23 protein-coding genes and 4 pseudogenes are annotated in these 25,469 nt (G+C 47.6%); 19 read left to right on the top strand and 8 right to left on the bottom strand.

The features are described 5' to 3' along the window. Nucleotides 1-273: 273 nt before the first annotated feature. The 4 genes from M3650_RS17250 (at nt 274) to M3650_RS17235 (ending at nt 3,327) form a co-directional block, all read left to right on the top strand. A complete protein-coding gene (locus M3650_RS17250) occupies nt 274-693 on the top strand; it encodes a YmaF family protein (RefSeq protein WP_251576611.1) in 420 nt (139 codons plus the stop codon). Nucleotides 694-945: 252 nt separating this feature from the next. Next, nucleotides 946-1,452 (top strand): DUF421 domain-containing protein, encoded by a 507-nt coding sequence (locus M3650_RS17245; protein WP_251576609.1) that lies wholly within the window; start codon nt 946-948, stop codon nt 1,450-1,452. 322 nt (nt 1,453-1,774) lie between these two features. After that, nucleotides 1,775-2,179 carry a hypothetical protein gene (locus tag M3650_RS17240; RefSeq protein ID WP_019424371.1) on the top strand — a complete coding sequence of 135 codons (405 nt, stop codon included), beginning with the start codon at nt 1,775-1,777 and terminating at the stop codon, nt 2,177-2,179. A gap of 260 nt (nt 2,180-2,439) precedes the next feature. Next, nucleotides 2,440-3,327 carry a divergent polysaccharide deacetylase family protein gene (locus M3650_RS17235; protein ID WP_251576607.1) on the top strand — a complete coding sequence of 296 codons (888 nt, stop codon included), beginning with the start codon at nt 2,440-2,442 and terminating at the stop codon, nt 3,325-3,327. A 77-nt stretch (nt 3,328-3,404) separates the two neighbouring features. On the opposite strand, the gene M3650_RS17230 is transcribed toward M3650_RS17235, so the two are convergent. Continuing rightward, nucleotides 3,405-4,199 (bottom strand): N-acetylmuramoyl-L-alanine amidase family protein, encoded by a 795-nt coding sequence (locus M3650_RS17230; RefSeq protein ID WP_251576605.1) that lies wholly within the window; start codon nt 4,197-4,199, stop codon nt 3,405-3,407. Nucleotides 4,200-4,362: 163 nt separating this feature from the next. On the opposite strand from M3650_RS17230, the gene M3650_RS17225 reads away from it, so the two are divergent. Continuing rightward, nucleotides 4,363-4,653 (top strand): YqzE family protein, encoded by a 291-nt coding sequence (locus tag M3650_RS17225; RefSeq protein WP_251576603.1) that lies wholly within the window; start codon nt 4,363-4,365, stop codon nt 4,651-4,653. Nucleotides 4,654-4,814: 161 nt separating this feature from the next. Here the strand turns inward: M3650_RS17225 and M3650_RS17220 are convergent, their stop codons facing one another. From M3650_RS17220 to M3650_RS17210, 4 genes and pseudogenes are all read right to left on the bottom strand, one after another. Further along, the gene (locus tag M3650_RS17220; RefSeq protein WP_251576601.1) at nt 4,815-5,993 is read right to left on the bottom strand and encodes a phospholipid phosphatase; all 1,179 of its coding nucleotides are present in this window, start codon (nt 5,991-5,993) and stop codon (nt 4,815-4,817) included. Between the two features lie 289 nt (nt 5,994-6,282). Further along, nucleotides 6,283-6,993 carry a YqhG family protein gene (locus M3650_RS33155; RefSeq protein WP_483311758.1) on the bottom strand — a complete coding sequence of 237 codons (711 nt, stop codon included), beginning with the start codon at nt 6,991-6,993 and terminating at the stop codon, nt 6,283-6,285. A 216-nt stretch (nt 6,994-7,209) separates the two neighbouring features. Beyond that, nucleotides 7,210-7,413 (bottom strand): annotated as a pseudogene (locus M3650_RS33150) (YqhG family protein); the annotation flags it as partial. Nucleotides 7,414-7,416: 3 nt separating this feature from the next. Next, a complete protein-coding gene (locus M3650_RS17210; protein ID WP_251576597.1) occupies nt 7,417-9,408 on the bottom strand; it encodes a DEAD/DEAH box helicase in 1,992 nt (663 codons plus the stop codon). A 321-nt stretch (nt 9,409-9,729) separates the two neighbouring features. On the opposite strand from M3650_RS17210, the gene M3650_RS17205 reads away from it, so the two are divergent. Continuing rightward, nucleotides 9,730-12,345, top strand: coding sequence for an adenosylcobalamin-dependent ribonucleoside-diphosphate reductase (locus tag M3650_RS17205; RefSeq protein ID WP_251576595.1), 2,616 nt, complete (start codon nt 9,730-9,732; stop codon nt 12,343-12,345). 408 nt (nt 12,346-12,753) lie between these two features. Here M3650_RS17205 and M3650_RS17200 read toward each other — a convergent pair. Next, a pseudogene (locus M3650_RS17200) lies at nt 12,754-12,882 on the bottom strand (Tn3 family transposase); the annotation flags it as partial. A gap of 230 nt (nt 12,883-13,112) precedes the next feature. On the opposite strand from M3650_RS17200, the gene M3650_RS17195 reads away from it, so the two are divergent. Next, nucleotides 13,113-13,778, top strand: a complete 666-nt coding sequence (locus M3650_RS17195) for an MBL fold metallo-hydrolase (RefSeq protein ID WP_251576593.1) — start codon at nt 13,113-13,115, stop codon at nt 13,776-13,778. A gap of 759 nt (nt 13,779-14,537) precedes the next feature. On the opposite strand, the pseudogene M3650_RS33145 reads toward M3650_RS17195, so the two are convergent. Continuing rightward, nucleotides 14,538-14,738 (bottom strand): annotated as a pseudogene (locus M3650_RS33145) (IS5/IS1182 family transposase); the annotation flags it as partial. A gap of 38 nt (nt 14,739-14,776) precedes the next feature. Here M3650_RS33145 and M3650_RS17185 point away from each other — a divergent pair. Continuing rightward, nucleotides 14,777-14,932, top strand: coding sequence for a hypothetical protein (locus M3650_RS17185; protein ID WP_251576591.1), 156 nt, complete (start codon nt 14,777-14,779; stop codon nt 14,930-14,932). Nucleotides 14,933-15,059: 127 nt separating this feature from the next. On the opposite strand, the pseudogene M3650_RS17180 reads toward M3650_RS17185, so the two are convergent. Continuing rightward, nucleotides 15,060-15,328 (bottom strand): annotated as a pseudogene (locus M3650_RS17180) (YitT family protein); the annotation flags it as partial. 198 nt (nt 15,329-15,526) lie between these two features. Between M3650_RS17180 and M3650_RS17175 the strand changes: the two are divergent. The 11 genes from M3650_RS17175 to M3650_RS17125 all read left to right on the top strand — a co-directional run bounded on the left by M3650_RS17175 (nt 15,527) and on the right by M3650_RS17125 (nt 25,085). Continuing rightward, on the top strand, nt 15,527-15,898 hold the full coding sequence (locus M3650_RS17175; RefSeq protein WP_251576589.1) for a hypothetical protein: 372 nt from the start codon (nt 15,527-15,529) through the stop codon (nt 15,896-15,898). Further along, nucleotides 15,895-16,674, top strand: coding sequence for an alpha/beta fold hydrolase (locus tag M3650_RS17170; RefSeq protein ID WP_251576807.1), 780 nt, complete (start codon nt 15,895-15,897; stop codon nt 16,672-16,674). The genes M3650_RS17175 and M3650_RS17170 overlap by 4 nt, the downstream gene beginning before the upstream one ends. Nucleotides 16,675-16,852: 178 nt before the next feature. Continuing rightward, entirely contained in the window at nt 16,853-17,386 is a 534-nt protein-coding gene (locus M3650_RS17165) for a WD40/YVTN/BNR-like repeat-containing protein (RefSeq protein ID WP_251576587.1), read from the top strand. Between the two features lie 112 nt (nt 17,387-17,498). Next, nucleotides 17,499-18,194: a response regulator transcription factor gene (locus M3650_RS17160; RefSeq protein WP_251576584.1), complete on the top strand. Its 696-nt coding sequence runs from the start codon at nt 17,499-17,501 to the stop codon at nt 18,192-18,194. Then, a complete protein-coding gene (locus M3650_RS17155) occupies nt 18,187-19,485 on the top strand; it encodes a sensor histidine kinase (protein ID WP_251576582.1) in 1,299 nt (432 codons plus the stop codon). The genes M3650_RS17160 and M3650_RS17155 overlap by 8 nt, the downstream gene beginning before the upstream one ends. Before the next feature lie 308 nt (nt 19,486-19,793). Continuing rightward, nucleotides 19,794-20,522 carry an amino acid ABC transporter ATP-binding protein gene (locus tag M3650_RS17150; RefSeq protein WP_019424389.1) on the top strand — a complete coding sequence of 243 codons (729 nt, stop codon included), beginning with the start codon at nt 19,794-19,796 and terminating at the stop codon, nt 20,520-20,522. 59 nt (nt 20,523-20,581) lie between these two features. Then, entirely contained in the window at nt 20,582-21,388 is an 807-nt protein-coding gene (locus tag M3650_RS17145) for a glutamate ABC transporter substrate-binding protein (protein ID WP_251576580.1), read from the top strand. Between the two features lie 85 nt (nt 21,389-21,473). Further along, nucleotides 21,474-22,145 carry an amino acid ABC transporter permease gene (locus M3650_RS17140; protein WP_251576578.1) on the top strand — a complete coding sequence of 224 codons (672 nt, stop codon included), beginning with the start codon at nt 21,474-21,476 and terminating at the stop codon, nt 22,143-22,145. Then, entirely contained in the window at nt 22,145-22,795 is a 651-nt protein-coding gene (locus tag M3650_RS17135) for an amino acid ABC transporter permease (protein ID WP_019424392.1), read from the top strand. Before M3650_RS17140 ends, M3650_RS17135 begins: the two co-directional genes overlap by 1 nt. Before the next feature lie 96 nt (nt 22,796-22,891). After that, nucleotides 22,892-24,184 carry a sensor histidine kinase gene (locus M3650_RS17130; RefSeq protein WP_251576576.1) on the top strand — a complete coding sequence of 431 codons (1,293 nt, stop codon included), beginning with the start codon at nt 22,892-22,894 and terminating at the stop codon, nt 24,182-24,184. Next, nucleotides 24,162-25,085, top strand: coding sequence for a response regulator (locus M3650_RS17125; protein ID WP_251576574.1), 924 nt, complete (start codon nt 24,162-24,164; stop codon nt 25,083-25,085). Before M3650_RS17130 ends, M3650_RS17125 begins: the two co-directional genes overlap by 23 nt. The last annotated feature ends 384 nt before the right edge of the window (nt 25,086-25,469 follow it).

The raw sequence follows: 25,469 nt of genomic DNA, 5'->3' as shown, positions 1-25,469 counted from the left end.
CTTTTATTTATCCGTCTGGCTTACATATGCATTGTAGCGAATGCAGGGCATGCCGCATTAGTGTGTAATGTCATCTTCTCGATATGACAAATGTCAGCAAACATGAACGGAGTGCTCCCGGGTTATGGTGGGGAAGAATGCCGATGTTCGTGACTTCCTAGGATGCACTGGCATGCCGCTATAAATTAGGCAGAACGTAGACTATAGCCGTTCCCAAGCAGTCGGTATGCTCGTAAAATAGGGTGTAAATACAAAGTAGGGGGATGAGAACGGTTGGAAAATCGATTAAGCAGAAAAGTTAAATCGAAAGAACAGTCCTGCTTATGCAATCAAGGCCATGCGTCACAAGTGCGGTTCCAACACCGCATGAGCGGCCGAACGTCGTTGACACAGGGCCACCGGCACCGGTTTCGCAATTTAACGGATCGATTTATTCCGGGACGAGGCACCCATCGGCATTCATTTAACGGGGTTACCCGAATTGCCGACGGCCATCGGCATGCTTATTCCGGTATTACCGGACCAGCGATCAATGGTCAAGGGCCGCGCCATTTCCACCGTTTCCGTCAAGTAACCCAAGTAGCCGACGGCCATACCCACATCATATCGGGACGAACGAGCGTGCCTATCCGGGTGAGCGGATCGGCGAAGCACCGGCATGGATTAATTGTGGAGAGCATACAGCGAATCTAATAGAGCGATAAGATTTCAGCATAGTCGGCTGAAATCTTTTTTCAATTTAATTAGAACTCTAACTATAACGGTTAGATGATAAAAATATGACTTCGAGGGTACAGTATATTTGTAATCCAACCATAAACAGGAATTCGGCATCGTCATAGATAAAGTGGAGCGAGGGATGTTATGTTTTTTGTTGAGGCATTAATTATATTGAGTGTAGGGTTTTGCTTGTTGCGCATTCTTGGAAAAAAGACAGTATCTGAAATGACGGGATTAGAGCTGATCACGATGCTGTCGATGGCTTCTGTAACAGGGCACGCGGTATCGGAGGACGGATTAGGCAGAACGATTATTACGTTATGCTTGTTCGTCGCATTGCTTATTACCATTCAATACTTGGCGATTAAATTTAACTTTATTGAGAATATAATTATTGGAAAAGCTACACCTGTCATAAAAGACGGACAGCTCGATCCCGTCAATTTAAAACGACTGCGCATGTCCGTAGATCAGCTCGAAGCAAGGATGAGAGAGAAAGGCATAACATCTATGGAAGACATCAAATGGGGTACAATTGAAATTAGCGGTGAGCTGGGCTATGAGTTAACAAGCAAGTCTAAACCGCTTACCGTAGAAGAGCTCGAGAAGCTGTTGGCGCAATATGGTCTGGTGCAGCCGGCGAAAGCCAAACCGAAGAACGATTTGTTCCAGGAAGTATTTCAATATCACGAGTCAGATAAGAAGGAAGCCGATTCAATCCATTTGGAGTAAGGAAGGAGATGATGCGAAAATATGCTTGACATCCTGGAAGTGGGCGAGTATAATACTTAGTTAACAGGTTGTACATCACTTGTTGTGCACTTCCTCAACAGAACAATTTCATCTTTCACCATCATTTCAGCTTGTCCACCGCTCCTTCGGAATTTTCCCTACGCGCCCGTTATTCCGTTGAATCAAGTTTCTAATGAATAGGTTCGATTGTGTAGTATGTTTATTGTTTCGTATGTTTGATTTCAGGTTAAATGAATATCGTAATGAGGAGGGCTTGTATAAAGTACAGCCGGAAGGTCTTTTTAGTTGGAGGTAATTACAAATGAATACAGTATTGGTTAATAATTGGTTGAATCATATGGGAGGATACCGTGCGAGCCGTGCGCTAAACGAACGCCGCTTGTCGTACCGTATGTCTTATGTGCAGGATGTGAAGAAGAACTTGGCAGGTCGCCGCGAGCAGGATAAGCTCCGTCACGCGATTCATCGTGCGAAAGAGCAGGAGATGATTTTACACATTGCATGTGCGAAATTGTCCACACCTTACCGTGAAGCGTTGACCACGCGCTACGTTCATGATCAACGAGGTATTGAACCGGAAGTGATCTCTGAAGCGATCGATGCGTTGACCAACGTGTTGAGCCAGATGGAGAAATCCGGGGTGATTCAATTCCGTGTCATTGAAGGCTATGTTATTTTGCAATATGTACATCAACGTACAGCGTAAACCGTCGTATAAGCAGAATATTGTTAGGTAGAGCTATCATCTCACGGATGGTCTTTATCGTCCGTTCCCGCATCTCATTTCACAGTATTGGGTGAGCATATGAATCAGGAACTATAATAACCCCTTAAGGATATACATCTTAAGGGGTTTATTCATGTTTGTATACAGGCATCAGAGTAGCTTGGCCTTGGTTGGCGCATATTAGTATGGAAGCAATGAACAGCCTCATCTCGTGAGGTGACTATTTGGGGAGGCATCGTATGTTGAAGTGGATGAGTATGTTGCGCAATCAGCGGCGTAAATACGCTTTAATCAGTACGGCTCTGTTCGTACTCTGGGCATGGCTTGGATCCGGTGGAGCGGCCGGGGCAAATGGCAGGAATGAGTTACATAATCTGCTTCCATCTCCTGCATATTCTCTGGAACCCATATCCGGGCGGACGGCAGCGGTAGTTATTGATGATTTCGGCAATAATATGGCCGGAACGGAGGAAATGCTTGGCCTGCCAATCCCGCTTACGGTCGCGGTGATGCCGTTTCTTCCCTCTACGAAGCAGGATGCCGAACGAGCGCACCAACGGGGTCATGAGGTCATTGTCCATATGCCGATGGAGCCTATTTCAGGCAAGGCAAGCTGGCTTGGACCGGGAGCAATCTTAACGAGCTTATCCGATAAAGAGATTGTACGGCGCGTCAACGCAGCCATCGATGAAGTTCCACATGCGGTAGGTATGAATAATCATATGGGATCCAAGGCGACTGCGGATCGGCGTGTAATGCGGCTCGTATTGAAGGTGTGCAAGGAGCGCGGACTGTATTTTCTGGACAGCAAGACGAATTATCGCTCCGTCGTAAGCGAGGTCGGGAAAGAAATCGGTATCCCTATCGTCCAAAATCATCTATTCTTAGATGATGTGTACAAAGAGTCCCATATCGTGAAGCAATGCAGGCTGCTGGAAGAGCATCTAGCCCAGCACGATTCTTGTGTAACGATTGGCCATGTAGGGAGACCGGGATTGAAGACAGCGGTAGTGCTTCGTCAATACGTGCCCCGAATTTCGAAGAAGGCTACGTTCGTGCACATCTCATATTTAGTAAAAAAGCAGCAGCTTCAAGAACTGGAGTCGAAGACGAATCAAAAAAAATGAAATGAAAAGCGCCCTTCTCGTCCATTACGATGGATTACGATAGAGGGCGCTTTTACTTGCAGACGATGAAATAAGCATTAGAACAGTGCTTGGTAATGAACGATCGCATCACTTATCCGGGAAGCAATCTGGCTTTGTGTACGGGGATGAGTAAGAAGGGCACGATCACGAGCATTGCTTATAAAGCCTGCCTCCACGATGACCGCAGGCTGCTGGACACGACGAAGCAAGTAGTAGGTCTTGCCAATCTCTGGTTCGAACCAGGTTCCGAACATAGGATTCAGCGAGTCCTGAATGATTCTTGCCAACATACGGCTCCGTCCCTCGTTCTGATGAAGAACGACTGGACCGCGTGCGGCATTATTTTTGGCCCAATTGACGTGAATGCTAACGAACATTGATACGGGAATCTCTTCGCTTAATTGGCGCCGTTGCGCTAGATCCTTGCGGTGTCTCGAACGGGTGGCAGACCATCGATTGTCATCGCTGAGCGCATAATCCCCGGTCCGGTTCAGAATAACAGGAATCCCGCGCGCTTTCAGATGCAGATACAGCTTCTGAGCAATGGCCAGATTAATATGTTTTTCCAATACGTCGCCGTGACTCGTTCCGCCGTCAATTCCTCCGTGACCTGCATCAATCAGCACTAATTTGGAAAGAAATACATTAGGAAGCGGTTGTTCCCCCGGCAGTACAGTATCGACCGCTATATGATTGTCCGGTATGCGGAAGATATGTTGTTCATCGGTGCGAATGGATGTGGATTGGGCATAAACAGCAGTGCCGGTCATCATAACAGCAGTGCCAAGCAGCAGCACGCACAAGGCTCCGATAATCCATTTGAGATGGTTTGGCAACGAATTTCGTGTCATCGACGGCTCTAACCTTCTTTCTGCATTGGTTCTATACTTAGCGTGCGCAACGATGCTTTCCTTCATTCGAACAAGGGCAAGGTTTGATTGAAGCTTATGATGGGGATGCTAATAAGGGACGAGTCCATGCAGCTAGATGAGGTGTTAAAGGAGGTGACCGTCTGTGGCTAAAGGTGAAGATTTAATTAAATTCATTACACAGCGCGTCGTCACATATATCGACACACCGGTGGAAGCGCGACGGGAGCGTAAAATGGAACGGAAAAATCGTGTGAAAGAGCCATGGGGGACGAAATGGTTCGGAATGATGCCGCTCGGTATGAAAATGTGGGTTAGTCAATGGAGAAGTGCAAGCAAGCCGCTGTATAAGCGAGTCAGCCAGCTTACGCTCGTTCGCTGGTGGAAATCTTCTTCGAAATCCTCAAAGTCATCTTCACAACAGCAGCAACGATGAGATTACCTATATCGAATCCTTTCAAAGATGATCGACTGCATTAGTAACAGGTTTTATCGCCATAGGAATGATTGATTTCGCTTAATCGCTTTATACAACATAAATATTACTTAAAGTTAAAAAAGGCACTCTTTCGAAAAGAGGGCCTTTTGCATAATTTGTTAGGACTGTGGTATGAAGGATCCGTGCTGCAGCGCGTTGTCTGCCGAAATCCAACGCAATGCTTTCATATCGGCTGAATTTACAACGATATACGTGCTGGCCGTGAGTGACTCCTTGGTATCGGTAAAGAGTGAGGTCAGGGAAGACTGCTGCCACTGCTGCATTCCGATAAGCGCGTATGGCTGATTTACAGATGTGCTTGCGTCTTGCTGTACATAAATCCATCGTTTGAATTGAAAGTTGTCCGGAACTTTACCGCTGAGCCGCTTTTGCGGTTGCTCCGCCATCCATAAAATGTTCCCGTATGGATCGAATGGTGTGCGCATCCGGCTGGGCGACGGTGCTGCCTGATCTATCCGATCTGCCTTTTCGGAGAGCAGCTTTCTATCATGCGAAGTTGCAATCTGTAGGCGGTCATTCGCCATATGGGTAAGTTGGGCAGGCTCTGCATTGTTCATTACGGATTGTGAGTTGATCTTAATATCAGGATTGAATTGCTCTGGCAGCCATTCGCCGCTCTGCGCATCCAACCAACCTGCCGTGCCATCCTGCCAGTCTACGCGCCAGACCGTGAAGAGCGGCTGCAAGAACAACGGTTGAACGTTCGACACTGTCTTATCTCCTAAGTCACCAGATTGGAGCACATCGGCAATCGCTTGGTGCAATGTCGCCTCATCGTAAGGCAGGTTCTCGCCTTGCCCATATTCCTCTAAGCGTATTTCACCCTTGTTGGTCGTTTGCAATATCATGTAGCCAATCTGCTTATCGTGATCCATAACGCGAACGAACCAACCGTGCATCCCCGGACCTAACGGCATTAACTCGGTCATCGCTTGACGCCATGCTTCGAATGGCTTATCCTTCGCCAACTGGTCTTTATATTGTTGGACCGCTTCGTTAATTGTTGGTCCTATCACATCCTGCTCTGCCTGCAACTGTGAGCCGTCAGATATAAGCTGAAGATTAGTGTTAGAGTGCTTCGTCGTGAGTGAGAATTCGGCTAGTTGAGCGGTAGAATGCGCTTTCGATACCGTTATGGGCGGAAGTATTTCGCTCGAGGAACTGAATTGGTTCGATGCGATCAATACGGCACATGTGACGCCGCCCGCAACGAGCGAGGTAAGTGCCGCTGCCGTCGTCAGTCTCGCGAACTGGGTCCACCACGGTTGTTTTTTCATGATCGTTCACCTCTCTTATGTTCCAAAATAATAGTTTGTCCGGCCTTTTTTCTATTTGTGCGTCTATTAACCAACCTGCGGTACGTTTCAACCATTTCATTGTAGCGGACAAGCTATGAAAAGACTGTCGGACGATCGTTTCGAGAGGCCGTTCGGAACCGTTCTATTTTTGCCGCTTTCTGACGTTTCCCCGCATATATTCGGCGATTAAGCGAAAAGTGCGGGGATGGTCAGACAGAGCTTTTGTCGGCGCATACAATAGGGAACATCGAAAGTGTAAAATCCAACATTATCGCGTCACCGTCGACGGTACATGAATCACTCCGGCATTAATAAGCGACAGGTGTATCCTCGGTTCGAACTGCCAGCGAAGCTCCTGACTTCTCATGTCGTATTGCTGTTTGATTTGAGTCAGCTTGTCTGTTGGTTCAGTCTCCTCTGCTTCCCGCGTACTCCTCTTCTCTGCGGCCGTCTCCTGCAGCAGCGGCTCATAGTAGGCAGCGAGCCTGGCAAGCTCTTCCTCGAGTCTTGCGCTCGCTTCGCTTGCCCAAGTGTCGTCATAGCGTGAAATAATCTCGACAAGATGCTCCTCGACAGTAGAGCGGGCCTGTTGGATCGTCATACGCCAAGGCAGCACATGCACGTGGGGCGGCAGCTTCGGCGTAAGCTGCATTGCAAGCGCTTCCTCCATATAAGAGGTGCGCATTTTGCCGCTGACGAGCGAAATGCCGTAGCTGTGAATTTCCTCGCGCTTCAGATCGCAGGCGAATTCGAGCTTCAGGTTGAGCAGCAGCCACGGTTCGTAAGGGGTAGAACGGCGCGTGCCTCGTGCTGGGCGCGCTGCCGCTTCGTCCGCCGCCGGCTCCACGAACAGGCTGACGAAGCGGCCCTCACTGTGGGCGGCCTGCATAATCTGCTCGAGGCGGCGGCTTCCGTGGGTGACGTCCTCGCGTGGGATGCGCCCGGGGCCGCCCCCGCCGCCCGTGAAGGCCGGTGCCACGCCGAAGTAGCGCCCGAGGATGGAATCCCCGGGCGCGATCGCAGGCGAATCCGGCGCCGTGCCGGGCACGGGCGGCGTTGCGGCGGCAGTGCCCGCCGCGGGCGTGCTGCCGGGAGCTGCAGCCGGCACGGCAGCATATGGCGCCGCGTCACCCACAGTTGGCGCCATAGGCGCGCCGCCAGGGCCTCGCGGCGGCTCCTGCGGCATCGCCACCGGGTCGAACACGAACGTGAAGCGCATCGTTTCCGGCTCTGCCCCCGTGCGATCGACAAAGCCCCAATAATAGGGGCGGTTCGTCAGCACGCGGTCGGCGCGTTCGGACAGCTTCACGGTCGTGTGCGCGGGCGACTTCTCGAGGATATGGCAGTCCGTTGCCTCTAAGTAGCGCATAACATAACGGCGGACTTGTTCGGTATTCATCTATTAGGCCTCCGCTTCCGTACTTATTTGATCAAGCAACCGGCCTAGGGCCTCCGTCGAATTCCCGCTTTCCGTCTCCACTTCCTCGCGAATGGAGTTCAGTGAATGTCCAAGGCGGTCGACCTGTTGTCTAATATCCTCCTCGGTACCGGCTTCCAGCAGGATGCGGGATAAGCTTCGTTCCAGCGAATCTTGTTTCTCGAAGCGTTCCAGAATCATGTCGAGGCGGCCGATGACTAATTCAAACATATTGATTTTTTCATGGAGGAGATTAAGAATGTGTTCCTCAATCGTTCCATGTGTGGACAGATTGTATATTTTCACGTCGTTCATTTGCCCGAGACGGTGGACACGGCCAATGCGCTGCTCGACGCGCATCGGGTTCCACGGCAAATCGAAGTTGATCATATGATGGCAGAACTGCAGATTGATGCCCTCGCCGCCGGCCTCGGTCGCAATCATCACTTGGGCGCGGCCTCGGAACAGATCCATCATCCAGTCTTTTTTGCCGCGATTCATACCGCCGCTGTACGGTACCGCAACGAGTCCGTGCTTGCGGAAATATTGCAGCAAATATTCTTGTGTCGCCCGGTATTCGGTAAAGACAATGACCTTCTCGTTCATCTCGCGTATGAGCTGAATGGCCGTCTCGGCTTTCGTATTCGCGGTGATGCCCTTGATCAGATCGACTAAGTCCCATATATGGTTCCGCACCGGCGAATCCTCCGGCAGCTTCTTCGACAAGTTGACCAGCGTCAAAAATACGGCATCCCGGCTTGAACATACCTCCCGCTGCAGCGTAATGAGGGAGAACATGCTGCCGATATCGCCGCCGTTCGCTTGATACTGCTCTTTGACGAAGCGGGTCACGCCTTCGTACAGCGCTTGCTCTTCTGGAGACAGCGTCAGCGGCACATTCTTGACGATGCGCTTCGTGAACTGCACGCTGCCTTCGCCGCGCCGATTGCGGACCATCACCTTGGACAGCTCGGTCTGGAGCTTGTTCTCGTTCTTCGGTATCCGCTTATCGGCCACGAAATTAGTGCTGAATTCGTCTTGTCCGCCGAGCTGACCGGGCTTCAGCAGCGTAATTAAGTTATATAGCTCGTTCATGTCGTTCTGAACGGGGGTGGCGGTCAGCAGCAAGCAATATTTTTTGCGCAAGTGCTGAATGAACTGGTAATTCGTCGTTTTGCGGTTTTTCAGCTTGTGCGCCTCGTCGATAATGAGCATGTCGAATTCTTGCTCCATCAAGAATGCTTTATGCGGATCGCGCTTGGCCGTATCCATTGAGGCGACGACGACATCTGATTGCCACTGGTATGCTTTCTTCTGCGCGATGGCGGGGATGCCAAATTTATGATTCAGCTCCCGCACCCATTGCAGGACTAGCGATGCAGGCACCAGAATAAGTACGCGTTTGACGAGACCGCGAATCATGTATTCTTTTAGCACGAGCCCGGCTTCAATCGTCTTGCCGAGCCCGACTTCGTCCGCGAGTATGGCGCGTCCCCGCATCTCGTGCAGCACTTTGCGCGCGGTCTCCACTTGATGGGGCAGCGGCTCGACGTTTTGGACATGCGAGAGACAGAGCAACTCGTCGAAGGCGTGAATCCGCTTCGCTTGCTCGGCTTCATAGGCAAGTTGAAACAGCGTGAAGTCATCCCACGGGCCGTTCTTCTCGAGCCTTGCAGACAAATCTTCCGTCCATTCGTGATCCAGATAGAGCGGTACTTGGCCGACTAACCTGTCCGGCGTCGGCAGGGATTCCTGTGGTTCGGGAGCTGAGGCGTCAAGCGACGGCTTCGTCGCTTGGGGCGAGGCTGCGATCTGGGCAAAGCTATGAGCAGCACTCGCATGACCATCATGTACATGGTCTCCGTCTGGCTGCCGCACGATTTCCATTGCAGACGCAGCATTTATGGAAGATACGGGCGCCGCATTGTTGGTTGCGGGCTGCACAGTATTGGATTTCGGCGATTCGTACGTTGGCATCCACTCGACCTCCTTGCTTTAGCTGTAGTATGGTCCTTTTTCGAAGGTTTCATAACCTGATTGGATGTAGTTGGAGGTGGCTTGCACGCAAAAATGGACAGAGTGCAAGGAGTAAAAAAGGGAGATTCATAGAGAAAAAAGAAGCTTGGCAAACTCAGTCTCCATTCTTTGCGGGTTATTTCACCTTTTTACATTAGAAATTCTATATATAGTATAGTACAATGATTTTCGCACACAATATATTGTGGAAGATACATACAATATCGAGAGGTTTGATTACAAGTGTGCTTACAGTGAAATTGAATTAGGAGGTTGTTTTCTTTGAAAACGGTGCAGAAGCAACGCTTGGAAGGGCTAAGCGAAAAAATATTTTTGGATCGCTACGCATGGAAGGATGCGGATACGAACAATACGAAGGTCGGTGACGTCGTATTGGTGTTGACGAAGGACGATCCGAAGTTCCCAGCCAAAGAAGTCGGTGAAGTAATTGCGCGTGACGGACGTTTTGTATCGGTCAAGGTGCGCAGCGGCGAAGTGGTGCAATCCACGGTAGAGAAGCTGACGCTAACGATCGAAAAAACGCCGGAAGAAATGTGGGACCGACTCGCGTCTGCGATGGCATCGGTAGAAGCAACTCCGGAAAAACAAACCGAATGGACTGAAAAGTTTCGCTATATATTGGATGACTGGAAGCTCGTTCCGGGCGGACGCATTGCGGCTGGAGCAGGGGCAAGCGAGGAGCTTACGCTCTTTAACTGTTATGTAATACCTTCGCCGAAGGATAGCCGTGGCGGCATTATGGAAACCTTATCGGAAATGACGGAAATTATGGCCCGCGGCGGCGGGGTCGGCATTAACCTGTCTTCGCTTCGTCCGCGGCGCGCCATGGTACGCGGCGTGAACGGATCTTCAAGCGGCGCCGTATCTTGGGGCGGCTTGTTCAGCTACACGACGGGCTTGATCGAGCAAGGCGGCAGCCGGCGCGGTGCGCTCATGCTCATGATTAACGACTGGCATCCCGACGTACTCGATTTCATAACAGTGAAGCAAACGATGGGTCAAGTGACGAACGCCAACCTGTCCGTCTGCGTGAGCAACGACTTCATGAAAGCCGTGAAGGAAGATCTGAATTGGGAGCTGGTGTTCCCGGATACAGCGGATCCGGAGTATGACGAGCTGTGGGACGGCGATTTGGACAAATGGAAAAAGGCAGGCAGGGCGGTTATACCGTATCGTACCGTAAAAGCGCGCGAAATTTGGCATACGATTATCGAGTCCGCATGGAAATCGGCGGAGCCTGGCGTCGTGTTCATGGAGCACTACAACCAAATGTCGAACAGCTGGTACTTTAACCCGATCATCTGTACGAATCCGTGCGGCGAGCAAGGGCTGCCGGCTTGGGGTGTATGCAACTTGTCCGCGATCAACCTGTCCAAGTTCTACGACGAAGACAACGATGATGTCGCATGGGACGATCTGTCGATGGTTACGCGATATGCCGTGCGCTTTTTGGATAACGTCATCGACAAGACACCGTACCATTTTGAGAAAAATAAAGAGAACCAGCAGAACGAGCGCCGTGTCGGCCTCGGCTCCATGGGTCTGGCTGAGCTTATGATTAAGCTCGGTGTTCGTTATGGCAGTCCGGAATCGCTGGAGTTCCTCGATAAATTGTTCGGCTTCATCGCACGCGAAGCGTATCTGGCTTCGTCTGAAGTTGCGGCGGAGAAGGGCTCGTTCCCGGCATTCGAGACGGAACCCTATCTTCACAGCGGGTTCATGAAGAACATCGTCGACGTCTATCCAGAAGTAGGGGAAGCGATTCGCGCGAACGGCATGCGGAACGTGACCGTCATTACGCAGGCGCCGACAGGCAGCACAGGCACGATGGTCGGCACATCAACCGGGATTGAGCCATACTTTGCATTCAAATATTTCCGTCAGAGCCGTCTCGGCTTCGACGAGCAATTCGTGCCGATTGCGCAGGAATGGATGAACGCGCATCCGGGCGAACCTTTGCCTGACTATTTCATTACGGCGATGGATCTGTCCGCTGAGGATCATATTCGTGCGCAGGCGGCTATCCAGCGCTGGGTGGACAGCTCAATCTCGAAAACGGCGAACTGCCCGAATGACTTTACCGTAGAAGAGACAAAAAATCTGTATGAGCTGGCGTTTGACCTTGGTTGCAAAGGTGTCACGATCTATCGTGACGGCAGCCGTGACGTTCAAGTGCTCTCTACAGACAAGGGAGATAAGAAGAAGGAAGAAGGTAAGGCGGAGGCCGCTGCGACATCCGAAGATGCAGCTCAAGAGACAGAGAAGGAGGCCTCCAGCTCGATCTCGACATCGGAAACCATTGCCGTTACATCTCAGCCAGAGTTGAGCGGAAACAACGGATCGAATAACGTCTACAAGCGTCGTCCGCAGGTGCTGCGCGGCGCGACGTACAAGATTAATACGCCGTTCGGCATGGCGTACATTACGATCAACGATTTGAACGGAATTCCGGGAGAGATCTTCCTGAATGTAGGGAAGGCCGGATCGGACGTATTCGCGATGGCGGAAGCGCTTGGCCGCGTATGCTCCCTGTTCCTGCGTTACGGGGATCATGGCAACAAGGTCGAGCTGCTCATCAAGCACTTGAAAGGCATCGGCGGCTCTGGTGCTATCGGGTTCGGAGCCAATCGCGTAGAATCGATTGCCGACGCCGTGGCGAAGGCGCTGGAGATTCATCTGCAGGAGACATGCGACCATGGGTCCGCAACCGATCCCGCGCCAATCGCGGCGACGATCGCCGCACCGGTCATCGGTCAGGAGCCAACGAAGGGCGAAGTGACGTCCCGTGACCTGTGCCCGTCCTGCGGCACGGCCTCGCTCCTGAACGTGGAAGGCTGCAAGACGTGCGCGAACTGCGGATATAGCCGTTGCTCGTAAGTGGGAGGACGAGTCTATTCCGTTGTTGCGTGTGTTGGTGTCATAATTATTGAGGAAATTTTTAAAATTAATAAGATAAGATTCTCGTATTTATTGAGAAGTGTATAAATATACATCAACATACAGAAATGTTGTAATATAATTAGAAAAGTGTAATAACTTTATATGAAGGCAAGAGTGGAGTGCTTAAAGTGCTTCACTCTTTATTTTTTCATACGAGGTGAAAGTAATGACACAACCCTTATTAATCCGTTTGACGCCTTTTGTTGATGAAAGTTTAAGCGGGTTTGTTGTAAGACTCGCTGAAATAAATCTTATACTTCCTAAGGAGTTACTTAAAATTGCAATTTGGATATGAAAGACGTTAATAGAACGGTAAATGAGGAATCTGGAAAGCAGTGGTGACCCATTCTTGGATTCACCTTTGTTCAGGCCAACCTGTACCCGGCGGCGTAGCTCAACATTTTGGAGCCAATCCAGCGTGAAAAGCGTGCGCTCCATACGTCCTAATTCCCGAAGTGCAACGAACAAGTGGTTGTAAAAGTTACACCATTTACGCAAATAGTTTTTCCATTGAAACCTCCGTATCTTTTTACGGTCTCAGTTCGTTTACAAGGAGAAATCAACTGAAACAGGAAAGTGGGGGTATAAAAAATGAGTGTTTATGTTCCTTATGTTGTCGAGCAAACCGCTCGTGGTGAAAGATCAAGGGTGAGGACTTTAATATTATTTTATGTATAAATTTCATTTTACGGAGGCCCGATATTATGGAAATTTCAAAGGGAGTAGAAATGCTTCATCTAGATTTTCATGGGAATATTATTCACCCAATTCTTTTGTGGGATCGAGAAATGGCTGTTTTAATAGACACAGGATTCCCAGGGCAAATTGAAGATTTACGCGTGGCAATGGAAAAGGTAGGAGTGTCGTTCGACAAACTAAAAGTTGTGATTTTGACGCATCAGGATGTGGATCATATAGGCAGTCTTCCTGAGATTTTGCAGGAATGTGGAAATAATGTTAAAGTATATGCACACGAACTGGATAAGCCGTATATTCAGGGGGAGATACCTCTTTTAAAAGATGGTCACCTTGAGAATCCCCCGAAGGGCAAAGTGGACGATATCTTAATAGATGGTCAGGAACTGCCGTTTTGCGGCAGGATTCGCATCATCCATACTCCTGGGCATACTCCTGGTCATATTAGCCTTTATTTAAGGCAAAGTAAGACTCTCATTGCCGGGGATTCGATGTACAGTGTAAACGGGATTCTCGGGGGAATTCATGTCCCGACCACACTGGATATGAATGCAGCTCGTCTCTCATTGAAAAAGTATTTAGATCTCGACATTGCATCCGTGGTTTGTTATCACGGGGGATTAAGTAATGTAAATGTTAATGATCAGATATTAGGACTTAGCCAGGGATTATAAAGGTAAAGTTTCAGCAAATTATTTTTTGGTGAAACGATGTTGTTCCGCTAACGAAGAACGTTAGTTGAACTTCACTCTAGCTGCGATTTCGAAACCGGATTCCCTTGTAGATAGTAAAGGTCCGGTTTTTTCATGTAACGAATTGCTTAGCGTACAATTTTTTCCGTTTCGTGAGGTGACTCCTATTAGACTAAGAAAATAAAGTCGTCGAATAGGAAAATAAAGCCTTAGACTGACGGTGCGTTAAACGGGACACGAGAATTTTAGTTGGAATGGCTCGCAGCGGTGAAGCCTACAACCCTCCTAAAACGATGCCAATCCAGATAGCAGTTTAACCTACAATTATCGTTTTGTTGTACGAGTTTTGTCTTATTCGCGGGATTTCAAAGAAAGCACGAAGTACCGGATGTATTTAACCAAAGGGCACCGACCCGTAACGATAGCAAGACCGGCCTCCACCCCTTGGATACGGGGGTTTGATCTTCCCCTGTATTTCCTTGCGCCTTCATGTTGCTCAGGTCTATTATGAGGTCCCTCATCCAATCATTCTTTGCTTCTAGCAAGGGTGAAATCCTGTGAATAAGTGAGCATTCGTGTGAAAACTATATCGTACCGAGGGAGTTGAATAGCAAATAGTTCCGGTAAGTTCCATTGACTTTAGCATTTCATAACCTGTCACGCAATCATGGCTTTGGCCGCCAGTGAAATCAAAATGCAAGGGATTGCCTAGCGCATCTACAATGGCGTGGATTTTAGTCGTTAGTCCGCCTCTAGAGCGCCCGATACCTTGGAATTGCTGCCCCCTTTTGCCCCGGCTCCATGCTGATGGACGCGGACAATCGTTGCATCAATCATCACATTTTCGAAATCGGGTTCAATGGAAATATGGTCAAGAATCTGCTCCCACACACCCGACATCTGCCAGCGGCGAAACCGGGTGTATACGGTTTTCCACGAACCATAGCTACTCGCTGAAAGAAATTCGGGAGACGCTGCGAATGCTTAGTCAAGATATGGAAAGCGAGACGTTGTTGAAGACGATGGTGGGCAATAAGATTGAGGAAATCGAAGCCATATCCAAACATTGCGATCGTTGCAGTCCATGCTGGCAGGGCTGCTCGAAACGCCGCAGGAGCACATTCTCAATTATTTGAACTCTTTCAAAATCCCAGATTCGTCCAAGTTCAGAGTCTTCGTCATCCGTTGCTTTACTTCAATGAGAAGAAACTTACTACGCGCCAGAAGGCAGCAAAAGCGACTCCTTCTAGGCTCCACCCGAACTCAGTGAATAGCGGATTTCTCGAAGCCGCCGCCAAGCACATCGGAGACATGCTCAATAGCGATGAATGCTTTTGGATCGATTTCCTGGACGATAGCTTGGCAAGCTCCAGCCTGATGACAACACAGTAGATGACTTGCGTTTCCTCCTTGTTGTAGCCTCCTCTGGCGTAAATGAAGGTGGTCGTCCGGCCGAGCCGGCTCATAATCGCCTCCGACACTTCCTCGAAGTCCTTGGTAATTATCGTCACCGATTTCGATTCGTTCAAGCCTCCCAGAAAGAACTGCAGGGATGCTGCGGTAAATCTCCGGCCATATCGTATTTGAACAAGGAAGCACCTCAAAGCTTTTTAGAATAATTTTTGTTGAGAATGTGTCACGTTTTGGGACGGCGAAATGTATCGTGTGGTAGCATCATTATGAGGATTATGCCGGTTGGAAAACTCAATTGACAAAGGAGGGGTTCTGGCATGCAAATGGCACTGCATTTGATGGAACCGTGGTTAATCGAAAATCAATATACGAAATATAATCTAGGGGAAAGTGGTGTAGAAGACCTTTCATTGGGAGAAATTCTGGAGCTCACATCTGGTGCAAATGTCATTGTTCCCTTTCCGGCATTTCAGATTCTATATCAGGCTTTCCCGTTTCTGAAAGATAAAACAATCAGCAGCCAACATTTTGCAGTAAAGCTGGTTGCGAGTACGGAGATATCTGTTCTTCCCGGTAAAGTCTTCGAGCGGCCTGGACACTTCAGGGTTGGATTTGGCCTTCACCCTGACAAATTCCGCAGTGCAATGGTACTGATGTCTGAATTTATTGCATCAAGAGCATGGGAATGAGACTAGACGGTTCAAAATTCCACGGTCGTTATTTTGAAAGCTTCCATACCTGCGCTAACGCTAAGTTGTACAGTAAATATTCACGAAAAAGTACACCGAGCGTAATTTTTATAGCCGGATTAGGCGATAGCTGCGAGACATGGAATGAGGTCCAAGACCGGATATCGCAGGAAACATCAACCTTTTCCTATGACAGGGCGGGTGCTGGCAGGAGCCAAGCGGCGTCCGTCCCGCGGACTTGCCATAGTCTGGTCGAGGAGCTCTCCGAATTGTTGCTGGCGCTTGACGTGGAACCGCCCTATGTATTAGTGGGACATTCTTTTGGTGGTTTGGTTGCCAGATTGTATGCAAGCCTTAATCCGCAGCTCATTTCCGGTATGATTTTGGTTGACGCTGCGCCCGAATATAAAGAGGTTGCGTATGAAAAGGTTTTGCCTGAAAAGCTGGTTTCAGGAAATAGGGAATATCTTGAAAACCCTATGTTGAATAGTGAGAAGATCGATAAGGTACAGAGCTATAAGCAAATCGTTGATCATTCCCGACAAAGTGACATTCCTCTCTCCATTATTACAAGAGGATTACCCGATATGGGTGACGAGGAATGGCCTCATCTGGAAATACTCGGAATTGAGCAAAGGCTGCAAGCTGAATTTCAGTGGCTGTCAACGTCAAGCAAGCACCGGATTGCCGGTCGCAGCGGACATTATATTCATCACGATGAACCTGAAATTGTGATAGAGGAGATTATGATAATGTTGAAGGGGATAGGAAAGTGAGAGATACAAGGATAAAATTCATGCTGGACCTGCAAAGAATTGAGGAGGAGCAAAGCTGTTCACCCGGGCAATCACTGATTTGCGAATGAATTTTTTTATTTAAGGTTCGTTAAAGGTATGGTGTTTATAATAAATTCGTAAGGTAGCTGCCTACAAGAAATCAACATGGAGGTATCGTATGAATAACATTATGAACACAGCAAAAAAGAAAGCGGGCACAGCCATCCTGTGCGGCGCACTTGTTCTCACATTAGGAACAGGAACTACCTTTGCAGCCGATTCGACTGATTCTGTTCTTATGAAAAGCGAAGGCGGAGTCAAAACTTACTCCACAGATGGCGGTCAAACATGGAGAGAACAGGTTCCGGAGGGTGTGCTGACATTTGGCAACAAAGATAGAAAAATCAAAATCAAAAATGCCTCCGCATCCAATGATGTAATTGGAACAAAGGTTATGGTAAAGTCCGAGAACGGTGTTAAGTTGTACTCTACTGACGGAGGTCAGTCTTGGAGTGAGAACGCCCCTGAAGGTATGCCAACATTCAACCCTGGCGCAGGAAATATCAAAATCAAAAACGACTTCGAATCAAAAGATGGAATTAAAACAAAGGTAATGATAAAGTCGGAAAACGGTGTTAAGTTGTACTCTACTGACGGAGGTCAGACATGGAGTGAAAATGCTCCCGAAGGCATGCCTGTAAAAATGAAATAAGCATTTGTTAAAGCGGCAACCAGAGAGTATCCGCAACAAATTGGTGTGACGGCCAATTTGTTGCGGATTGGATTATATCAACGCTTATGCATATGTTATAGGGGGCATGTACGTGCGAATTTTAATGGTTGAAGATGAAAAATATATGGCCGAAGCCATAGAGCAAATCCTGAAGAAAAATAATTACAGTATTGATTTAGCGTTTGACGGGGAGTATGGCTTAGACTGTGGCCTTTCCGGTATTTATGATATTATCATTCTCGATATTATGCTGCCTAAAATGGACGGCATCATCGTACTGAAAGAATTGCGCAATAACGGCATTCAAACTCCGGTGATACTGCTGACGGCAAAGGGGGAAACCGAAGATAAGGTAGAAGGTCTTGACAGTGGAGCTGATGATTATTTGGCAAAGCCATTTCAGACTGAGGAACTGCTGGCTCGATTGCGTGCCTTGGGGCGCAGAAAAAATGAAATGATACACGATAGCATTTTACTATATGGAGACATTGAACTCGATCCGCACACTTTAAACCTCAACTGTGGGAATAAAGAGTTTAAGCTGACCTTAAAAGAAAGCCAATTGTTAGAGCTATTAATCAGTCGAAAAGGTATTATTGTTTCCAAGGATTCCATCATTGAGAAGCTTTGGGGTTACAAAACCGATGCGGAGGATAACCATGTGGAGGTGTATATCTCTTTTTTACGCAAAAAATTTAGCCATTTAAAATCTACGGTTCGTATTCAAACAGTGAGAGGTGCAGGGTATGTATTAAAAACGTCAAAAGATGGGAAAACCTATGTTTAAAAAACTGCGCAACCGACTTCTTATACTGAATATGTCAATTATTTCTGTAGTGATGATTGGCGCCTTTGCCGTTATTTATCTTACAACCTATAACAACATACAAACCGAAAACCAAAACAAACTGGAATTGTTATCTTCCAAACCAAACGCAGCCTATCTTAACTTACCGGACGATACAAAAAAAGAAAAGATAATCATAGGTATAATCCCTTCTGAATCTTCCCTTTCTTTCAATATGCTTGTAAATTCAGATTGCGAGATTCTTAAAGTAATTTCACATATTGATATGCCGGAGGAAACATATTTTAAAGCAGCCGAACTTGCCCTAAGTGGGAAAAAGGGTAATAGCATCATATCTCTTGAAGATAAACGGTGGCAATATAAAATAACTCCTTTGAATGGCACTCTTGTAACTCGTGAACACGGAAAAAAATTCATAATAAATTCGAATGGAGAAAATGTTCAGATTACATTTTTAGATATAACGGATTCCCACAAAACATTGATGGAACTGTTTACTACATTGTTTTTTGTAGGTATTATCATGCTTTTTGTAATATTTGCAATCAGTCTTTTCTTTGCCAGTCGGTCGATTGCGCCTATTGCCGAGACTTGGGAAAAGCAAAAACAATTCATTGCAGATGTCTCCCATGAACTGAAAACACCTCTTGCCATTATAAATGCCAATTCCGATGCCCTTCTTGCAAACGAAGGAGAAACCATCAAAAGCCAGAAAAAATGGCTTGATTATATAAAGAATCAAACCGACAGAATGGGCAAGCTTGTAAACGATCTTTTATATCTGGCTAAGACAGAGGACACTAACATCAAAATGCTTGATACCCCTTTTGATATCAGCGAAATTGTGAGTGATGTCCTATTATCAATGGAAGCTGTAGCGTTTGAAAAGGACATTACGCTTTTACAAGAGGTGGAATCGAACATTATTATAAAAAGCGACTGCGAAAAAGTCAAACAGGTCATCACTATCCTGATGGATAACGCGATAAAGTATACGGAGAAAAAAGGCCGTATTAATATTACACTGAAAAAAACAAGGCATCAGCTTGCCTTTTCAATAAAAAACAGCGGCAAAGGCATACCCCAAAAAAATCTATCAAAACTGTTTGACCGTTTTTACAGGGTTGACCCTGCAAGAACACAGGAGAACGGCGGTTATGGTTTGGGACTGCCTATAGCCAAAGCTATCATCGACAGGCTTGGCGGTAAAATTTACGCCGACAGTAAGGAGAATGATGGCGCAACCTTTACTTTCACACTTGGATTATAAGCAGCCTATACACGCTGTAACCATTGATGATAGCCCTTCGGTAGTGGTTCTGAACTGGGCGGGGGCTTGCAATCACCGAACAAGATGCATGTGAAACCCGCCTATGTGTCCGGGTGCTACTTGTATAAATGTATTCCCATCTTTATTGGTTCCCCAATTTAAAAGTTTGGCTATATTAACAGACGAAGTTTTTTATTCATTTCCTAAAATTTTTAATATTCAATTCTGTCGGATTTTGTAGTTTTTCGTTGTTTCCCTATTAACTTGGTGTAATCACATCTTTAATCCTAACGAAAAGGGGGAAAGCAATGATTCATTTCCATCAGATCAATAAACATTACGGCAATTTCCATGTGCTGAAGGATATTAACTTATCGATTAAGCAAGGTGAAGTTGTAGTCGTTATCGGACCGAGCGGTTCCGGAAAAAGCACGATGGTTCGCTGTATTAACCGATTGGAGCTGGTTACGGACGGCGAGTTGATTGTAGACGGCATACGAGTAAATGACAAGTCCACCGACATCAATCGATTGCGTCGGAATATCGGGATGGTGTTCCAACATTTCAACTTGTACCCCCATAAAACGGTGCTGCAAAACATTACTCTTGCTCCCACGCAAGTAGCCGCAATGTCTAAACAGGAAGCGGAACAGGCGGCAATGTTGTACCTTGAGAAAGTAGGCATCGCTGATAAAGCAGATGCTTTCCCGTCTCAGTTGTCCGGTGGCCAGCAGCAGCGCGTCGCCATCGCGCGAGGGCTGGCGATGAAGCCTAAAATTATGCTGTTCGATGAGCCTACTTCGGCACTGGACCCGGAAACCATCGGAGAAGTGCTGGATGTCATGAGAACGCTAGCGCGGGAAGGAATGACGATGGTTGTCGTCACTCACGAGATGGGCTTTGCCAAAGAAGTGGCGGACCGTGTCGTATTTATGGATCAAGGGAGAATTATTGAAGAGGCGGAACCGGCACAATTTTTTACTAACCCGCGTGAAGAGCGGGCTCAGATGTTCCTCAGTCGGATATTGAACCACTAATAGGGGTTGTTCAATAAGTTCGCTTTTGATCACGCACTAATAAAAAAGGAGAGTTCTGCATGAAACGTTGGAGCAAAGTAATCGGTATATCATTAGCCGTCGCATTATTTGTAAGCGCTTTATCAGGGTGTGTAAAACAGGCTTCCGAAGACGAGGGAACGATTGCCAAGATTAAAAAGCAAGGGAAAGTCATTGCGGGCGTGAAGTATGATCTGAATCTGTTCGGACTAAAGGATCCGGCTACCGGGCAAGTGCAGGGTTTAGACATCGACATTGCGAAGCGGGTCGCGAAGAAAGTACTCGGGGACGAAAATGCAATCGAGTTCATGGAGGTTACGTCCAAAACGCGAATTCCAATGCTTAAAAACGGTGACATCGATATGATCGTTGCGACAATGACAATTTCGGAAGAACGGAAAAAAGAGATCGATTTCTCGGACGTTTATTTTACGGCAGGCCAATCGCTGCTTGTACCCGCTGACAGCCCGCTCAACTCCATCAAAGATTTGACGAAGGATTCAAAAGTACTGACCGCAAAAGGTTCAACATCCGCAAAAAACGTTCGCGAGGCGGCACCGGACGCGCAAATTCTGGAATTTGAAAACTATGCCGAGGCGTTTACGGCATTAAAAGCGGGCCAAGGCTCCGCATTGACGACAGATAATGCCCTGCTTTACGGAATGGCGCAGCAAGACAATAACTTCCGCGTCTTGGATGAGACTTTCACAGAAGAGCCTTATGGCATCGGAATCCGAAAAGGCGATAAAGAGTTTGCGGAATTGATCAACGATACATTAAAAGAGCTAAAGGACAGCGGCGAATACGCTCAAATTTATGAGAAATGGATCGGCAAAAAACCGATCTAAACGCAGATGCCGAGGGGATAAGCGCTGGCCGCTCGTCTCCTCTTTTCTTATTAACGAAGCTAACGAATCTAGGGAGGGTAAAAATATGTTTATCCATTTTTCGGTCCTTACTGAGCATCTCGACCGTTACTTGATCGGATTGGGGGGGACCGTCGCAGCAAGCGTTATTTCTCTCATTGCGAGTTTTATTCTTGGCGCAATCATTGCGGTGTTCCGCATTACCCCCGTTAAGCCGCTTCAATGGATCGGCACCGCCTATGTCGAGTTTTTCCGCAATATTCCGCTCATGCTCATCGCATTTTTTGTTCTGGTCGGACTTCCGCTCTTGACGGGTGCTATTCTTGTGCCGTTTGTATCCGGCCTGACCGCCTTGACTGTGTACACTTCCGCATTTATTGCGGAAGCGATCCGTGCTGGAATTCAGGCAGTTCCCAAAGGACAGATGGAAGCGGCCCGTTCTTCCGGATTAACCTATATTCAAGCTATGCGGCACGTCATCATGCCGCAGGCCGTCAAATTGGTTATTCCGCCGTTAGGCAATCAATTTTTGAACCTGGTGAAAAATTCTTCGATATTTACGATATTATCGGCATCGGACTTAATGTATCAATCCGATTTAATTAATTCGGACACATTTGACACGTTCAGCACTTACATTTTTGCCGCACTGTTTTACTTAATCTTGACGATTCCGCTTAGTTTCGGTATCCGTTACTTAGAACGCAGGTTTCAGATCGTAAAAGGAGTTGAGGCGTAATGGATTTTATCGGAGCATTGTCCCCTGTAAATATGCAATTTTTGCTGAATGGGTTTCTAATCACAATTGAGGTTGCCCTTATATCCATTGCGGTCAGCTTTATAATCAGCGTGCTTGTGGGTACGGTCCGGTACGCAAAAGTGCCTGTGCTAGGCAAGTTATTCGCGGTCATCGTAGAGATCATCCGCAACCTGCCGCTACTCTTGATTATCTTTTTTACCTACTTTGCCCTGCCGGAGATCGGTATCAAGCTTGATAAATTTACTGCAGCAGTGATTGCGCTTGTCATCTTTGAGTCAGCCATGATCTCCGAGATCGTGCGGGGCGGACTGAACTCAGTCGAGAAGGGCCTTATTGAAGCAGGGCGTTCTTCCGGATTGACGGCTGTGCAGACACTTAGGCACATCGTGCTTCCGATCGCATTGCGCCGCATGGTGCCGCCAATGGTGAGCCAATTCATCTCGCTGCTGAAAGACACGTCTTTAGCAGTTGTAATTGCCCTGCCGGAATTGATGAACCATGTGCAGATCATCAACGGACATAATATCAATTACGTCATTCCGACGTTTCTGTTTGCCGCTCTGCTTTATTTTGCGATCAATTATTTGCTCTCGATCGCTTCGCGCAAGCTTGAAAATAAACATTCCTGAAAATGGTTGTTTTTGCGCGACAAAATGCCCCTCTTCCGGTACGATAAGAAGGAGGGCTGGGGGGCATCATGAGCGGAAAGGAGCGCGCAAATCGGTATGCGGGACCATAGACTGTTCATTTGGATTATGATTCTCTTGTCGACGGGACTGCTCGGAGAAGTGAAAATTACCCCGTTCGGCGGAGATTTTCGGTTTTCGCTCGGTATTATGGCGTTTTTTTTCGGGATGTTATGGTTTTCTGTTCCCGTGCTTGGGACAGGCATTTCCGCGGGAATATTCGTCGTGTTGTTCCGGATTGCGATGGGTGGGTTGCTGCACGGTATCCCTCTGCACGAAGGGTTTGTTCAGCATATGCCTGTATTTTTCTATTATGTCACGTTCGCTTTTGTCATCTCACTGCTTAAAATTAAAACGAATGTTGAATATCACTTGAAAGTCGCATTTTTTGGCGCGTTTGCGGATATGGCATCCAATGGAGCGGAATTGCTGATTCGTATGGCTTCTGGCGAAGCGTCACATGTGACGTCTCAAGAGGTGATGTTGATCGTTCTCGTTGGTTTGCTCCGCAGTTTCTTTGCCGTAGGACTGTGCAATATGCTGGCGATTCGTCAGGTTCGGGCGCTGGGAGAGCAGAGGCGGTTGGAATTAGAGCGTTTAATGATGATTAATGCGGATTTGTTTGAAGAGGCCTTTTATCTCCGGAAGTCCATGTCTCATATTGAAGAAATTACACGTGAGAGCTACTGGTTATACAAATCACTCAAAAGCCAGTCGTACCCGGACGCGGCACAGGCTCTCCATATTGCGGAACATGTCCATGAAATCAAAAAGGATTCGGAACGGATTTTATCGGGTTTATTTAAGATCATCCAACAGGAACGGATGCTGTCGAAGCGCATAACCGTTTCAGATCTATGTGCAATGGTGAAGCGTGCCAATACGAATTACAGCTTGCTGCTCGGAAAAGACGTCGAAATCGATGCGAGATGCGACATCAATCTTTCAACCAACGAAATTTATCCGCTTCTCTCCGTACTAAACAACATCGTGTCTAATGCTGTAGAAGCGATTCCACACCAAGGTCAGATCCAGATGCAGGTTGATCTTCACGATGATTCTATCTTCTTCACTGTCACGGACAACGGTCCGGGCATATTGGCCGATGAGTTGGAATTGATTTTTCATCCCGGATTTACGACCAAATTCGATGCCGAAGGAAACTCGTCAACAGGCATCGGTCTTTCCCACGCTGCGGATATCGTTCGTTTGCTTGGTGGAGACATTAGCGTTTGCAGCAGTCCTGGACGCACAAGCTTTGAAATCCGAATTTCTGTGGAACGTTTAACTGAGAGAGAGGGTGTCGAACATGCTGAAATTTTATCTGGTTGAAGACGACCATGCCATCCGCAAAATGTTATCGCGCATCGTAAACGAAAGTGGTCTTGGCGAGGTAGTTGGCGAAGCGGGAGACGGATCTTGCGCGTCTGTGATAGATGTTCAAGATGCGGACGTCGTGATCATTGATCTGTTAATGCCGGGCCGCGACGGGATTGAGACCGTCAAAGCGCTGCGCGAAGAAAATTACGGTGGCAGATTTATCATGATCTCCCAAGTGGAGAACAAGGAGATGATCGGCGAAGCTTATCAGCAAGGAGTCGATACCTTTATACAGAAACCAATCAATCGCTTGGAAGTTCTAGCGGTGCTGCGGCGTGTATCCGAACACCTGTTGTTGGAGAAATCCGTGCAGACGATCCGTAACTCGCTTAGTTTGCTAGAGGTATCCGGAACCGCGGATATCAAGGCAGGAATGATCCTCCAAAAGGAAAGATCGATCGAACAACAAGCCCGCTCCTTATTGCTGCAATTAGGAATTGCTGGCGAAGCGGGCACTTCTGACCTCATCCGTATTATGAAATGGCTGAAAGAGCAGCAGCAGGAGCATGAGCAAAGTATACTGCCGGACTTGCCGCCGCTCAAAACCATTTACGAACAAGTGGCGATAAGCAGCCGTCAGCAGCCTGAGACAAATCTGAAAAAGGACGTGCGTGCGATTGAACAGAGAATACGCCGGTTAGCCTTGCAAGCGCTTACCCATCTATCGTCTTTAGGCTTGACCGATTATGGGAACCCGACATTTGAATACTTTGCTTCGCGGTTGTTTGATTTTCAGGAAGTGCGCCTCCGTATGCGGGAGCTGGAGGAACAGAGCAAGTCATCCGCTTCCAAATTAAACCTTCGAAAGTTTTTATATGTTTTTTATATAGAGTCCTGCTCCTCTAGTCATTGATTTGATATAGCTGTAATTACATATGAGATTCAAACTTGAGCTCTTCACTCCCATACCCTGCATCCGCAGTCACACGATTAGCAAGAATTAAGTTGTCAAATCTCGTTCACAGCCTCGCTCGATAGGCGATTGTGCAACAATACCTACCTATAACTCATCAAGAACATACATTTCGAAATATCTATCTATATAACTGTGCATGCCAAAGTTCACTGTAATTAAATGCAAAAAAGAGACATTCTCGACCCTCTGTGTACAATAGAAGTACCACCAACCACTCTACGCAGAGGAGAACAAGCAATGTCTCATACGCATACGTTAGCACAACATCTGAATTGGTACAATATCTTTCGAGAATGGAAACTTCCGTTGTATTTTTCCAAA

The organism is Paenibacillus sp. MER TA 81-3, from assembly GCF_023713585.1.
Classification (GTDB): Bacteria; Bacillota; Bacilli; order Paenibacillales; family Paenibacillaceae; genus Paenibacillus_B; species Paenibacillus_B profundus.
This window is presented reverse-complemented; position numbering and strand designations above follow the sequence as displayed.

Bases quoted from the DNA above. Each gene is read 5' to 3' on its own strand.
- M3650_RS17245 (WP_251576609.1), top strand. From the start codon at position 946: ATGACGGGATTAGAGCTGATCACGATGCTGTCGATGGCTTCTGTAACA.
- M3650_RS17240 (WP_019424371.1), top strand. From the start codon at position 1,775: ATGAATACAGTATTGGTTAATAATTGGTTGAATCATATGGGAGGATAC.
- M3650_RS17235 (WP_251576607.1), top strand. From the start codon at position 2,440: ATGTTGAAGTGGATGAGTATGTTGCGCAATCAGCGGCGTAAATACGCT.
- M3650_RS17230 (WP_251576605.1), bottom strand. From the start codon at position 4,199: ATGACACGAAATTCGTTGCCAAACCATCTCAAATGGATTATCGGAGCC.
- M3650_RS17220 (WP_251576601.1), bottom strand. From the start codon at position 5,993: ATGAAAAAACAACCGTGGTGGACCCAGTTCGCGAGACTGACGACGGCA.
- M3650_RS17210 (WP_251576597.1), bottom strand. From the start codon at position 9,408: ATGCCAACGTACGAATCGCCGAAATCCAATACTGTGCAGCCCGCAACC.
- M3650_RS17195 (WP_251576593.1), top strand. From the start codon at position 13,113: ATGGAAATTTCAAAGGGAGTAGAAATGCTTCATCTAGATTTTCATGGG.
- M3650_RS17185 (WP_251576591.1), top strand. From the start codon at position 14,777: ATGCTTAGTCAAGATATGGAAAGCGAGACGTTGTTGAAGACGATGGTG.
- M3650_RS17175 (WP_251576589.1), top strand. From the start codon at position 15,527: ATGCAAATGGCACTGCATTTGATGGAACCGTGGTTAATCGAAAATCAA.
- M3650_RS17170 (WP_251576807.1), top strand. From the start codon at position 15,895: ATGAGACTAGACGGTTCAAAATTCCACGGTCGTTATTTTGAAAGCTTC.
- M3650_RS17165 (WP_251576587.1), top strand. From the start codon at position 16,853: ATGAATAACATTATGAACACAGCAAAAAAGAAAGCGGGCACAGCCATC.
- M3650_RS17155 (WP_251576582.1), top strand. From the start codon at position 18,187: ATGTTTAAAAAACTGCGCAACCGACTTCTTATACTGAATATGTCAATT.
- M3650_RS17150 (WP_019424389.1), top strand. From the start codon at position 19,794: ATGATTCATTTCCATCAGATCAATAAACATTACGGCAATTTCCATGTG.
- M3650_RS17145 (WP_251576580.1), top strand. From the start codon at position 20,582: ATGAAACGTTGGAGCAAAGTAATCGGTATATCATTAGCCGTCGCATTA.
- M3650_RS17140 (WP_251576578.1), top strand. From the start codon at position 21,474: ATGTTTATCCATTTTTCGGTCCTTACTGAGCATCTCGACCGTTACTTG.
- M3650_RS17135 (WP_019424392.1), top strand. From the start codon at position 22,145: ATGGATTTTATCGGAGCATTGTCCCCTGTAAATATGCAATTTTTGCTG.
- M3650_RS17130 (WP_251576576.1), top strand. From the start codon at position 22,892: ATGCGGGACCATAGACTGTTCATTTGGATTATGATTCTCTTGTCGACG.
- M3650_RS17125 (WP_251576574.1), top strand. From the start codon at position 24,162: ATGCTGAAATTTTATCTGGTTGAAGACGACCATGCCATCCGCAAAATG.